Origin of the sequence: Varibaculum cambriense DSM 15806 (assembly GCF_000420065.1) — a bacterium.
Lineage (GTDB): Bacteria > Actinomycetota > Actinomycetes > Actinomycetales > Actinomycetaceae > Varibaculum > Varibaculum cambriense.
The window spans coordinates 1,024,985-1,036,837 of sequence record NZ_ATUF01000002.1 but is presented as its reverse complement, the minus strand read 5'-3'; the positions used below and the strand labels follow the sequence as shown (position 1 = coordinate 1,036,837).

The 11,853-nt window shown below is 56.3% G+C and carries 9 protein-coding genes and 1 pseudogene; all 10 read right to left on the bottom strand.

Translation table 11 applies throughout. The features are described from left to right. Positions 1-344: 344 nt before the first annotated feature. Positions 345-1,391 (bottom strand): annotated as a pseudogene (tsaD, locus tag F605_RS09930) (tRNA (adenosine(37)-N6)-threonylcarbamoyltransferase complex transferase subunit TsaD); the annotation flags it as partial. A 160-nt stretch (positions 1,392-1,551) separates the two neighbouring features. Next, the gene (locus F605_RS0104650) at positions 1,552-2,313 is read right to left on the bottom strand and encodes a succinate dehydrogenase/fumarate reductase iron-sulfur subunit (protein WP_022864740.1); all 762 of its coding nucleotides are present in this window, start codon (positions 2,311-2,313) and stop codon (positions 1,552-1,554) included. Then, positions 2,310-4,295: a fumarate reductase/succinate dehydrogenase flavoprotein subunit gene (locus F605_RS0104645; protein WP_022864739.1), complete on the bottom strand. Its 1,986-nt coding sequence runs from the start codon at positions 4,293-4,295 to the stop codon at positions 2,310-2,312. The genes F605_RS0104650 and F605_RS0104645 overlap by 4 nt, the downstream gene beginning before the upstream one ends. A gap of 19 nt (positions 4,296-4,314) precedes the next feature. Next, positions 4,315-5,073, bottom strand: coding sequence for a succinate dehydrogenase cytochrome b subunit (locus F605_RS0104640; protein ID WP_022864738.1), 759 nt, complete (start codon positions 5,071-5,073; stop codon positions 4,315-4,317). A 242-nt stretch (positions 5,074-5,315) separates the two neighbouring features. Next, positions 5,316-5,801 carry a ribosomal protein S18-alanine N-acetyltransferase gene (gene rimI / locus F605_RS09925; protein WP_022864737.1) on the bottom strand — a complete coding sequence of 162 codons (486 nt, stop codon included), beginning with the start codon at positions 5,799-5,801 and terminating at the stop codon, positions 5,316-5,318. 7 nt (positions 5,802-5,808) lie between these two features. Continuing rightward, positions 5,809-6,504, bottom strand: coding sequence for a tRNA (adenosine(37)-N6)-threonylcarbamoyltransferase complex dimerization subunit type 1 TsaB (tsaB, locus tag F605_RS0104630; RefSeq protein ID WP_022864736.1), 696 nt, complete (start codon positions 6,502-6,504; stop codon positions 5,809-5,811). Between the two features lie 8 nt (positions 6,505-6,512). Beyond that, on the bottom strand, positions 6,513-7,055 hold the full coding sequence (gene tsaE, locus F605_RS0104625; RefSeq protein ID WP_022864735.1) for a tRNA (adenosine(37)-N6)-threonylcarbamoyltransferase complex ATPase subunit type 1 TsaE: 543 nt from the start codon (positions 7,053-7,055) through the stop codon (positions 6,513-6,515). Positions 7,056-7,063: 8 nt separating this feature from the next. Continuing rightward, the gene (gene alr / locus F605_RS0104620; protein WP_022864734.1) at positions 7,064-8,221 is read right to left on the bottom strand and encodes an alanine racemase; all 1,158 of its coding nucleotides are present in this window, start codon (positions 8,219-8,221) and stop codon (positions 7,064-7,066) included. 18 nt (positions 8,222-8,239) lie between these two features. Beyond that, positions 8,240-9,862, bottom strand: coding sequence for a bifunctional ADP-dependent NAD(P)H-hydrate dehydratase/NAD(P)H-hydrate epimerase (locus F605_RS0104615; RefSeq protein ID WP_022864733.1), 1,623 nt, complete (start codon positions 9,860-9,862; stop codon positions 8,240-8,242). A gap of 24 nt (positions 9,863-9,886) precedes the next feature. Then, positions 9,887-11,851: a glutamine--fructose-6-phosphate transaminase (isomerizing) gene (gene glmS / locus F605_RS0104610; protein ID WP_027723602.1), complete on the bottom strand. Its 1,965-nt coding sequence runs from the start codon at positions 11,849-11,851 to the stop codon at positions 9,887-9,889. Between the last annotated feature and the right edge of the window lie 2 nt (positions 11,852-11,853).

The following is an 11,853-nucleotide window of genomic DNA, read 5'->3' as shown; positions in this document are numbered from 1 at the left end:
TCGCGTCCCTTTTCGGCCGCTTGCTCTACATAGGGGCGTGCTTTCTCCATAGTTTCTTCGGCATACTCCCGGCTTTTCTCGGCGGCCTGTTCCACGTAGGGACGAGACTTTTCTACCGCCTGCTCCACGTAGGGACGCGCCTTCTCCACCGTCTCTTCGGCATATTCGCGTCCCTGCTCTACCAAGGGTTTAATCCGGTCAGCAGCCTTTTCCAACCCGGGACGCATCTGGTCAAATGACTTCGCCATATTTTCTTTCACCTTCCGATAGATGCTGTCTACATCTACCTGTTTATCCTGGGAAATGTGGGTTTTGCCCGAGGGTTTTTCCGTATCCTCTGGGCTAGGAGCCATATAAATCTGGGTGAGCGGCATCTGGGAATCGGGTCCAAAATTCGAGGGCGAGGGCGGCATTCCTGCTTTCACTAGCACTTCCCCGAGGGCGGCGATCTGCGCCCCATTATCAGTACAAAAACGAATCGGAGGTATCCGCACGGTAATCCCCGCCGATGCGGCGCGCTGGGCTAAGAGCTCGCGCAGACGCGAGTTCGCGGAAAAACCGCCGCCCACTACGATCTCCCGGCAATCAAAATCCTGAGCCGCCTGTACTGCTTTCTTAGTTAGCGAATCGTTGACGGCCTCAGAGAAACCGGCGCAAATATTTTCTCGGTTAACGGTTTCCCCGGCGGCCTCTAACCCTTCTATATAGCGGGCAACCGCAGTTTTTAGCCCGGAAAACGAGAAGTCGTAGCGGTGGCGTTCCTTGTCTTTACCGGCCGCTAGTCCCCGCGGGAAGCGGATAGCTTTCTTGTCCCCCGCCTGCGCGAGGCGATCGACATGCGGACCTCCTGGATAGGGGGTACCTAGCAGGCGCCCTACTTTATCGAAGGCTTCCCCAGCGGCATCATCCAAGGTACCGCCAAGTTCAGTAATATCGCTGGCCAGACCCCGCACCAGCACCAGGTTGGAGTGGCCTCCCGAGCAGATCAGTCCAATAAAGGGTGGATGAAACTGTCCCTCTACCAGCGCGTCTACCGCCAGGTGTCCGATTACGTGGTTCACGCCGTAGAGCGGTTTATTCAAAGCCAACGCCAGGGCTTTCGCGGCGGAAATCCCCACGGTCAGTGACCCCACCAGTCCGGGACCTGCTGCACAGGCAATCGCGTCTACCTCGTCCAAAGTCACCCCGGCCTCTTCACAGGCTGACTGCAAAGTGGGGAGGAAGGATTCTAGGTGGGCGCGGGAAGCAATCTCGGGAATGATTCCCCCGTAGCGAGCATGCTCATCCATAGAAGTGGCAGTACGATCTGCCAATAGTTTTCCCCCACGTACCAGCGCCACGCCGGTTTCGTCGCAGGTAGACTCAATTCCTAGGATCAGCGGTTCATTCATGCATCCATTTTACCCACACCCCGGATTTGGCACCTAACGATGCCCCTTTGAGCTGGGACACCTATTCATCCCAAGAATTATGGAAGGCGGGCTCGGAGATTACTCTCCGAGCCCGCCTTGGCCATGCAAAAGAACGGCTATTTCACTGTTAGCTGCAGGTTTACACTCCAGAAAGAACAGCTTTGCCGAGCTGCCGGTTCAGCACCGCAATAAAGTCCAGCGGAACCTGCTTGGGGCAGACCGCCGAGCACTCACCGAAGTTGGTGCATCCGCCGAATCCTTCAGCACCCATGCGGTTAAGCATCTGAGTAACCCGCCGGAGATTCTCCGGTTTACCCTGCGGCAGCAGACCCAGATGAGTCACTTTCGCAGCAGTAAATAGCATCGCCGACCCGTTCGGGCAGGCAGCCACACACGCCCCACAACCGATGCAGGCCGCAGCCTCGAAAGCCCGATCCGCATCCTTCTTGGGAACCGGAGTGGCATGGGCATCCGGAGCCGCACCGGTGTTAACCGAAATGTATCCGCCCGCCTGAATAATGCGATCCAAGGCGTTCCGGTTTACCACCAGATCCTTAATGATCGGGAATGCCTTTGAGCGCCAAGGCTCAATGGTAATCGTGTCCCCGTCCTTGAAAGACCGCATATGCAGCTGGCAGGTGGTGGCGTTATCTTTAGGATCCGGGGAATGGTTTCCATGCGGAACCCCGTTAATCACCAGGCCACACATACCGCAGATTCCCTCGCGGCAATCCGAGTCAAATGCGACCGGCTCTTCCCCGCGCGCAAATAGATCCTCGTTGAGGATGTCCAGCATTTCCAGGAAAGAGGAATCCTCGCTAACTCCGTGGAGCTGATATTCGTGGATAGCTCCCTCGGCGTCTGGGCCAGCCTGACGCCAGATTCGCAAAGTGATGTTCACTTGTAGCTCCTTGTCTTGACCTCGATATTGTTGTAAATCAGATCCTCCTTGTGCAGGACAGGGGGCTGATCTTCACCTTTCCATTCCCAAGCGGCTACGTACATGAAGTTCTCATCGTCACGCATAGCCTCTCCTTCCGGAGTTTGGTGTTCTTCCCGGAAGTGACCGCCACAGGATTCTTCACGATGCAGCGCATCGATACACATCAGCTCGCCCAGCTCTAGGAAGTCAGCCAAACGGCCGGCGCGCTCTAGCGACTGGTTCATCTCGCCGCTCTTCTTGCCCGGGATCCGCACATTGGTCCAGAACTCTTTACGCAGTTCGCGAATCAAGCCGATAGCTTTCTTCAACCCTTCGCGGGTACGGGACATACCACAGTATTCCCACATGATGTGGCCGAGTTCCTTGTGGATGGAGTCCACCGAACGGGTACCCTCAATCGCCATCAAGCGATCAATACGCTCTTGGGCTTGCTGTTTCGCAGCCAAAACATCCGGATGATCCTGCGGCAAATCTTGCCAATCCAAGGTGTGTGCCAGGTAATCATTTACCGTGTTCGGCAACACGAAATAACCATCCGATAGACCCTGCATCAAAGCAGAGGCACCCAAGCGGTTAGCACCGTGATCAGAGAAGTTAGCTTCCCCGCCCACATACAGACCCGGGATAGTGGTCTCTAGGTCATAGTCGACCCAAACCCCACCCATGGTGTAGTGCACTGCCGGGTAAATCCGCATCGGAACCTCATAGGGATCGTCATCGGTAATCCGCTTATACATATCGAACAGGTTGCCGTACTTGGCAGACACAGCTTCCTTGCCCATACGTTCAATCGCATCCGCGAAATCCAAGTAAACGCCGCGAGCAACGCCATTGATTTCCGGACCTACCCCGCGACCCTCATCGCACATATTCTTGGCTTGCCGGGAAGCGATATCCCGGGGAACCAAGTTACCGAAAGAGGGGTAGATGCGCTCTAGGTAGTAGTCACGATCTTCCTCTGGGATTTCCCGCGGGTCTTTCTTGCAATCCTCTTTCTTCTTGGGAACCCAAATACGCCCATCATTACGCAAGGATTCACTCATCAAAGTGAGTTTGGATTGCTGATCACCATGCTGCGGAATACAAGTCGGGTGAATCTGGGTGTAGCAAGGGTTAGCGAAATAAGCACCCTTACGGTGAGCACGCCAAGCAGCCGTACCGTTACATCCCATCGCGTTGGTGGACAAGAAGAAAACGTTCCCATAACCACCGGTAGCTAAAATAACAATCGAAGCGGTGAAAGTTTCCAGTTCACCAGTCTCCATATTACGAGCCACAATCCCGCGCGCCCGACCGTCCGAAACGATGAGTTCTACCATTTCGTGACGGGAGTGAGAAACTACCGTCCCCGCATTAACCTGGCGTTCTAGCGCCTGGTAGGCGCCGATCAGCAGCTGCTGCCCCGTCTGGCCCCGCGCATAGAAAGTACGGGAAACCTGCACCCCACCGAAAGAACGGTTATCTAGCAGGCCGCCATATTCGCGAGCAAAAGGCACGCCCTGGGCTACACACTGGTCGATAATATTGGCAGATACTTCCGCTAGGCGGTAAACGTTAGTTTCCCGAGCCCGGTAGTCCCCGCCCTTGACCGTGTCATAGAACAGCCGGTAGTCAGAGTCGTTGTCGTTGCGATAATTCTTCGCCGCGTTAATCCCGCCCTGAGCCGCAATCGAGTGCGCACGACGGGCAGAGTCTTGGTAGAAGAAAGCATCAACGTGGTAGCCCATTTCACCTAGCGAAGCAGCCGCAGCGCCCCCTGCCAGGCCAGTGCCCACCACGATAATCTTGATTTTACGACGGTTAGCCGGGTTAACCAGCGCCGCATTGAACTGGCGCTGCTTCCAGCATTTCTCAATCGGCACCTCTAGCGGTGCTTTCTGGTCAGCAATCGGTTCGCCAACGGTGTAGAGACCGTCGACTCGATTTTGTTGTTCAGTCATCTTACGCATCCTTCCCTAACTAACACGCCACCGGAGCGGGGTTGGTGATTACCAAATACAGCGGTGGGATGGCGAACATGGCGAACAGCAATAGCCCCACGATCCCGGAAATATAAACCGTCGCTTTATGCGTGTTTTCCCGGATCCAACCCATGGTTTGCAGAGCGGACCACACGCCGTGTCCCACGTGCAGCGCCACAATCGCGACCGCACCCAGGTAAATGATCAGCGTCCACCAATTAGCTGGCGAGAACGTGGTTACCATCATGTTCCACGGTGCTACCGGAATCATCTCTCCATCTACTTTGCAGGTAGCAGAGCTATAAGCTTCGCCCGCACCAATCTGTACCCACTTCGTGGTGAAGTGGAAGATATGGAAGAGGATAAACAGCACTAGCAACACGGATCCGACACGTACGGTGCGGGTCGCATAGTTGTTAACCACGTTCTGTTTAACTACGTACTTCTGACTGCCTCGTCCCTTGCTGGCGCGATGCCAGAGATAGAAGGCGCAGATCATATGGATAATGACGCATGCTAGTAGCACGACGCGCAAAATCCAAAGCAGACCTTCATAAGGCAGGATAGGGGCACCGAAGACCCGTAGGTGGTGGGCATAGCCGTTATAAGCATCAGCCCCCGCCAGGATCTTCAGGTTGCCGTAGGAATGCATTAACACAAACAGTACAAAGAATATGCCGGTAACAGCCATGCACTGTTTCGCGAAGACCAGGGTGTTCCAGCTTCGCCTCTTCTGAATTTCTTTTGTATTGGCCACGATTCACAGGCTAGCCCACCGGTTTTCGCCGACTTAGGAATTTGGGTCTAGATAGGAATAAAAACGCGAATAAAATCAACTCAACCAGAGCCTAAACTGCTTGTACCTGCAAAGATCGCGGATACGTATTGGGGGTAACAAAAGAAAAACTAGGAAAGGATTTCCGAATACCGCCGGAAAGAACTCGGAAATTTTTAAGCAATTGAGCAAGCTTAAAGTTGCAAAATACGTTTCGCGGGTGTTCAAGGGGAGGTTATTTCCGCACCGACAGGACCGGGAGACGGACTCGCCAAACGTTTGCGCATCACTATGGCGTCTTCACGGGGATGGGAATAATATCCGCGGCGCACACTTAAAGACGTAAAACCTGCCTGCTGATAGAGGGCAATCGCGGCCTGGTTAGAGCGACGCACTTCCAAGAACATCTCCGTTGCTCCCCGCTTGCGGGCAACGCTGAGAGCGGACTTTAAGAGGGCGGCGCCCAGCCCGCGGCGACGCTTAGCCGGCAACACTGCCAGGGATTGGAGCTCGGATTCTGGAACTAGCACTTCCAGAAGTGCAGCCCCCACTAAGGTTTCTTCCTCCCAGATCCCGATGGCTAACCCGTAACGGGCAGCTAGCATTTGTCGCAACTGCGCGTCACTAAAGCCTTCGGTGCCAAAACAGGACTGCTCCAGGGCGAGCAGCGCGGGCACATCCTCGAGACCTAAGAGAACACCGCTACTCACAAAACCCCTATTTTCCCTTACTTGGAGGCTGCACGTCCGGGCGTCGCAGATATAGGGGAGATACCGTATCTAGGAGCTCATCAGCTGATTTCCCCGCCAGGCGTACCTGCGCGATCCGGCCGAGGACTGCCGCCTCTACCTCGCTGGGAAGCCCCGGGTTCACCGCCAAGTCTTGCGGATAGAGAGCCGCGCCCGCCCCCGCAACAATCAGACCGGGTTTCGCCGCTCTATTAGTAAAAGCTGCGGGCCTGCCCACCTCCGGTCCCCACAGGCAGCGAACATCGTCGGGGCCGTCGGCGCGATACTGGGCACAATAGACTTCTTTGCGGCGCGCATCGGTAGCCACAAATACTTCCTGCGTGGGCGGGACCAGGTCTAACACTGCCCGCGCGAGGGCGTCTAGGGAACTAATCCCGATCACCGGAACGCCCAGCGCGTAACCGATCGTGCGAGCAGTTACCAACCCGGAGCGCAACCCGGTAAAGGGAGCCGGGCCGCGTCCTACCGCCACTGCCTCAATACCGGCTTTTGCGAGGGCGCACCCGCAAGCTTCTTGCACTACCTCACTTACCAGTTCGGAAAGATGCTCAGCATGAGACCGAGAATCTTGGCTAGAGCGACTAGCTAACACCGGGGTCTTGGCTTCACTATCCCACAGGGCAACCGAAGCACCCAGCGAAGAATCAATACAAAGAATCCGCATATTATTACCTACTTTTCTTGTCCGTCCTCAAACGCGGAAAACATCCGCTCCCAGTCAGTTGCGTCCCATCGCTTCCCCAGCGGGCGGATAGTGATCGTTCGTTTCCCATCATCCATTTCCGCCAAATCCACTACCCCATCACTGCTGGTGGCAACCCCGCCGTGTTCCCGGTGAATCTCAATCTCCAGGCGATCGGCCGACAGTTGCTCGGTTTTCCCCTCGCCCCATTCGATGACGGTGATCGCCTCCTCTAGGGTGGAGTCCAAATCGAGGGTTTCTAGATCCGTTAGATCTTTGATCCGATAAGCATCGGCATGAATCAGATCCGGCCCTCCCACCAGAGAAGGGTGTACCCGGGCAACAATAAAAGTAGGGGAAGATACCCGCCCTTTTACCTGCAAACCGGCGCCAATTCCCTGCGTAAAAGTAGTTTTCCCGGCTCCCAGCCCTCCGGAAAGCATCACTAAATCTCCGGCACGCAGCTTAGCGGCCAGCACCTGGCCGACTGCTCGCGTCTGCTCGGCAGAGTTAACGGCGACAGTAAAGGACATTTTGCCTCCTAAATATAGACCCGTGGCACTCGAGGATTAAGGTCGGTAACAATCGTATAGTTTATGGTTTCAGCGGCCTGCGCCCAATCATCGGCGGTGGGTTCCCCCTGGGAGCCATCTCCCCACACCCGCACCGTCGCGCCGGGAGCCAGCGGCGGTTTCCCATCTTCACCGCTACCTAAATCCACCATGAACTGATCCATACAGATCCGCCCCACCTGCGGATACTTTTGTCCATTGACGGCCACCCAGATTTTTCCGGAGGCATGACGGTCAATCCCGTCCGCATACCCCAGCGGCACGATCCCGATATAGGTATCGCGGGGCGCCACCCAGGTGCCCCCATAGGAAACCGGATGCCCCGCGGGCAGTTTTTTTACACTGATCAAATCGGCTTCTAAGCGCATAATCGGGGTGAGAGACAAGCTAGCAGTAGTGGCACGCGCTGGATTCGGAGTCAGGCCGTACATGGCGATCCCATAGCGCGCCAGGTCAAAATGTGCCTGGGGATGCCACAACAGTCCCGAAGAAGCCGAGAGATGGCGAACCAACCCTGTAAAACCACGTTTTTCAGCTTCTTCGCACGCCTGCTCGAAGGCTGCAAGTTGCCGGGCAGTGGCCTGTTCCCCACCGCCCGCTTCGTCTCCGCGCGCCAAATGTGACCAGATTCCGCTAACTGCCACGGTGCCATCTGCACTGGCCAGCTGTGCCGATGACAGCAAAGGAGCTAGGTTTTCCGGCAAAGCACCCTCGCGTCCCATCCCGGTATCCACCGCCAGGTGAATGCGAGCTTTCTTACCCGCAACCCGGGCGGCACTGGCAATAGCCAGCAAAACTTGGGGATTAGATACCGCGATATCCAGATCAGCTTTAATCGCGGATTCCAGATCTGCGTCAGGACTGAAAATCCAAGTAAAAATACGAGCTTCCGGAAAATCTTTCAGCGCCTCCCGCAGCTGCCTAGCTTCCGCCAGTTGCGCTACCCCAAACCATTTCACCCCGAACTCGAGGGCGGCGCGAGCAATCTGCGCCCCTCCATGCCCATAGGCATTGGCTTTCACAATTGCCATCGCCTGCACATTCGGGTCATATTTTCGCAGTTGCTGCAGGTTTCTTTCCAGAGCCGACAGGTCGATAATCGCGCGCGCCGGAAAATCAGTATTCATGACCATGACTATACCGCGCTAGGCTTGCTGCAAAGCATAGGCGATCGCACCGGGAACCTGGCGAGCGATATCGGTAGCTACCACTGGGGCACCCAGGTTACTCACGCTTTCTGGGGCAGAAGAAGCGAGCGGCAGTCCCGACGCTTTCCGCGCCGCCATCGCATGTACCCAGGCGGCAGAGGCAACCGCCGCTGACATTTGGGAAGTAGACAACTGATATCCCGATTGCTCGGCGCGCGCCTGATGCTGCGCTAACACCGCCGCGGTTATTCCCGCGAGTACATCCCCAGAACCGGCAGTGCCTGTCCAGAAAGGAGCTCCGGCCTGGCTAAGCATAGTTTCTTCGGGGCTGGCAATCAGCGTTACTGCGCCTTTTAGCAACACCGTGGCGCCAGTTTTATCCGCTAAATATTGTCCCCAAGCCGCCGGGGAGGCCTCCACTTCTGCTCGGGTTACCCCGCCGCGCCCTCCTCCGGCTCCTAGCGTAGAAAGTAGGCGCGCCGCCTCGCCTGCGTGGGGAGTAAGTACTGCCCGGTGGCTGAGGGTTCCACCCGGAATCTGGGAGATAATTTGGGGATAGAGGTCGATGGCGCCCGCGTCCAGCACCAGAGGAATCCCGCTGGAAGCAGCTTGCACTGACTGGTTAACTGCTTCGCGCATCCGCGAGTTATCTTTGGGGTCAATACCTGGCCCTACCAGTAGGCATTGATGTTTTCCGGCACCGGAAACTGCCTCCGGGAACCGGGAAAGAATCGCGAAAGCCGCGTCCTCGGGACCCACATAACGCACCATGCCGACACCGGCCCTACCTGCTCCCTCTACACACATCACCCCGGTTAGAGGGAAAGCGGCAGAACCTGCCACTACCTGCACTACCCCGCGAGTATATTTATGGTCTTCAGCGCCGGGCACCGGCCACAGAGCGCCCACATCCGCTGCCTGCAGTCTGGCTAGCCGCGCCTCTTTCATCTGCAAACCCAGATCTACCAGGCGCACCTGCCCGAATTGATAGGCGGCGGGGGGTAACAAGGAGGAGGATTTGCGTCCTCCCATAGTTACGGTCACGTCAGCGCCCAGGAAGGGGCCGGGTAGGCGCCCATCATCGCTGAATATCCCGGAGGGAATATCTATCGCCACCCGTAGGACTTTTAAGTTCCGGGATTCATAGAGACGATTTAATTCCGTCACTACCTGCGCTAACGGTTCCCGTAGCTTACCGTTTACTCCGGTGCCTACTAGGCCATCAATCCACACCCCGGCGGCGCGGGCACGGCGGGAAGCCAGGCGCGCAATCTGGCGGGCACTGCTCGCTAAATCCACCCGCTCGATGGTCACTTCCGCTTTTTCTGCCGCCGCCAACGCCTTTTTATGCGGCTTGTCTGAGAGCAATAACGCGAGACAGGGATACCCCAGTTTCGCCAGATAGGACAGAGCATAGAGACAATCGCCCCCGTTATCGCCGCCGCCGACTAAACCCAGAATCCGGGTCTCCGCAACTTTGGCACCGCGGGCAAGTAGAAATTCGACAGTAGTGTCACTGACTTCGCCAGCCGCCTTTTTCATCAGTGATCCTTGTGGATGCTCGGCTACTACTTTGGCTTCAGCTTTCCTAACTGTCTGTTTCTCGAATGCCTCAATCATGCCGCCAGTTTTCCCTCCTGCTGCCTACTCCACGGTCACCGATTTGGCTAGGTTACGCGGCTGATCCACGTCGTACCCCTTGCTCTTAGCTACTTCACAGGCAAATACCTGCAGCGGAATCACCGTTAGCAAAGGCATATAGAGGGTAGGAGTGCTGGGAACCCGGAAAATATGGTCGGCGTATTTATCGACTTTTTCGTCGCCCTCTTCTGCCACTACCAGGGTGATGGCACCGCGAGCGCGCACTTCCTGCAGGTTAGATAGCACTTTCTGGTGCAGCTCGGGACGGCGCGGGGTAGGCACTACGATAAACACGAACTGTCCCGGCTCAATTAGGGCGATAGGGCCGTGTTTGAGCTCCCCAGCGGCGAAACCTTCCGCATGTACATAGGCGATTTCTTTGAGTTTCAGCGCCCCCTCCATCGCTACCGGATAGCCCACGTGTCGCCCTAAGAAAATCGTGGATTTCAGGTCTTTCCCGTAGCGCTTAGCGACCTCGACTACCGGCTCCATTTCATTGAGCAGGGTTTGCATCTTGTGGGGAACTGCCGCCAGTTTCTCTAGGTAATCAGCAATTTCATCGATGAATTTATTTCCGCGCACCTGCGCTAAATACAGCCCCAACAGGTAGCAGGCGGTGATTTGGGCGGTGAATGCCTTGGTGGAAGCCACGGCGATTTCGGGGCCAGCATGGGTCAGTAGCACCGCATCGGATTCGCGAGGAATCGTTGAGCCGGGCGTATTCACAATCGCCAGTACTTTCGCGCCCTGTTCGCGCGCGTGCCGCACCGCCATAATGGTGTCCATAGTTTCCCCGGACTGGCTGATCGCCACCACCAGGGTGCGCTGATCAACTACCGGGTCACGGTAACGGAACTCGCTAGCCAGCTCTACTTCTACCGGGATGCGACACCAATGCTCAATCGCGTAACGCGCAATCTGTCCGGCATAGGCGGAAGTACCACACGCAATAATCACCATTTTGTTAACTTGCCGCAATACATCTTGGCTGATGCGCAGCTCATCTAGAGTAAGGTAGCCCTGCGCATCGGTGCGGTCTTGCAAGGTGGCGGTCACTGCAGAAGGTTGTTCATGGATTTCTTTTTCCATGAAAGTCCCCCACCCACCCTTTGAGGTGCGGTCAACTGAAAAATCCACGGTGAACTGCTTAGGAGTTACCTCTTTACCTTCACTGTCGGCTACCCGCACCTGCTGGGCGGTGACCATCACCAGTTCGTCTTGCCCAATTTCTAGGCAGTCTTTGGTGTGATCGGCAAAAGCTAACACATCGGAACCTAGATAGTTGCAATCTTTGCCTACCCCGATAACCAGCGGCGAGGAGCGTCGCGCAGCTACTACGATTCCGGGGGCATCCCGGTGAATCGCCAAAATCGTGAAAGTCCCTTTCAGCTGCGCCATAGTCTTTAGTAGCGCCCTTGATAGCCGCGCCGCCGCCAAGTGCGCCCCACCAGCGACCTCCGCGGAAACTTGGGCTTTATCCAGCACCGGAGCAGGCACCTCGGCTCCGCCCTCCCCGAGAGAGACACCGGCGCCCTCGTCAGCTAAATAAGATGCTGCCAACAGGTTCGCGATGACTTCCGTGTCGGTTTCAGAAACGAAACTGAAACCCTGATTTTCGAGGACGCGGCGCAGGTTATCGGCGTTTTCGATAATCCCGTTATGTACTACCGCGAGTTGCCCGTCGGAAGAAGCATGGGGATGGGCATTGATATCGGTTGGCCCCCCGTGAGTGGCCCAGCGGGTGTGTCCGATCCCCGCGATTGCCTCCGGCAGGGGATTTTCCTGTAAATCTGCCCGCAAATTCGCGAGCTTTCCGCTTTTTTTGCGAATCTCGATTCCGCCGGGGGTAGACAGCCCGATCCCCGCAGAGTCATAGCCGCGATACTCCAGGCGGGCCAGACCCCCCATAATCACTTCTTCTGCATCTTTAGTAGGCGCTAGTCCTACCATTCCTAAGATTCCACACATGA

Excerpts from the sequence above, each read along its gene's own strand:
- F605_RS0104645 (WP_022864739.1), bottom strand. The coding sequence starts at position 4,295 with ATGACTGAACAACAAAATCGAGTCGACGGTCTCTACACCGTTGGCGAA.
- tsaB (WP_022864736.1), bottom strand. The coding sequence starts at position 6,504 with ATGCGGATTCTTTGTATTGATTCTTCGCTGGGTGCTTCGGTTGCCCTG.
- tsaE (WP_022864735.1), bottom strand. The coding sequence starts at position 7,055 with ATGTCCTTTACTGTCGCCGTTAACTCTGCCGAGCAGACGCGAGCAGTC.
- alr (WP_022864734.1), bottom strand. The coding sequence starts at position 8,221 with ATGAATACTGATTTTCCGGCGCGCGCGATTATCGACCTGTCGGCTCTG.
- F605_RS0104615 (WP_022864733.1), bottom strand. The coding sequence starts at position 9,862 with ATGATTGAGGCATTCGAGAAACAGACAGTTAGGAAAGCTGAAGCCAAA.
- glmS (WP_027723602.1), bottom strand. The coding sequence starts at position 11,851 with ATGTGTGGAATCTTAGGAATGGTAGGACTAGCGCCTACTAAAGATGCA.